Genomic DNA, 661 nt, shown 5'->3' with positions numbered 1-661 from the left:
TGGCCGCCGGACACGGCGACCGCACCCTCTTCTCCGGGCTCGATCTCGTCGTCGCCCCGGGCGAGGTCATCGGCCTCGTCGGGGTCAACGGGGCCGGGAAGTCGACCCTGCTCCGGCTGCTCGCCGGGCTCACCGAGCCCGAGCAGGGCGCCATCCGGATCAGCCCGCCGCACGCCACGGTGGGCCACCTCCCGCAGGAGCCGGAGCGGCGGGCCGGGGAGACCGTACGGGGGTTTCTGGCCCGCCGCACCGGCGTGGCCGCCGCCCAGACCGACCTCGACGCCACCACCCAGGCCCTCGCGGACGGCGCGCCCGGCGCGGACGACGCGTACGCCGTCGCCCTGGAGCGCTGGCTCTCGCTCGGCGCCGCCGACCTCGACGAACGCGCCGACGAGGTCGCCGCATCCCTCGGGCTCGACATCTCGCTCGACCGCCCCATGACCGCCCTCTCCGGAGGCCAGGCGGCCCGCGCCGGTCTCGCCTCGCTGCTGCTCAGCCGGTACGACGTCTTCCTGCTCGACGAGCCGACGAACGACCTCGACCTCGACGGGCTCCAGCGCCTCGAGACGTTCGTCGCCGGCCTTCGCGCCGGTACGGTGCTCGTCAGCCACGACCGCGAATTCCTGGCCCGTACCGTCGACAAGGTCCTCGAACTCGACCT

1 protein-coding gene is annotated in these 661 nt (G+C 74.7%); it reads left to right on the top strand.

Annotated features, from left to right (window positions below):
- The coding region (locus tag ASC60_RS00040) for an ATP-binding cassette domain-containing protein (RefSeq protein ID WP_159043178.1) at window positions 1-661 on the top strand (661 nt) is incomplete at both ends.

This window comes from Streptomyces sp. NBRC 110028 (assembly GCF_001417735.1).
Lineage (GTDB): Bacteria > Actinomycetota > Actinomycetes > Streptomycetales > Streptomycetaceae > Streptomyces.
The sequence above is the reverse complement of the archived record's forward strand: the minus strand, read 5'-3'. Positions and strand labels throughout refer to the sequence as shown.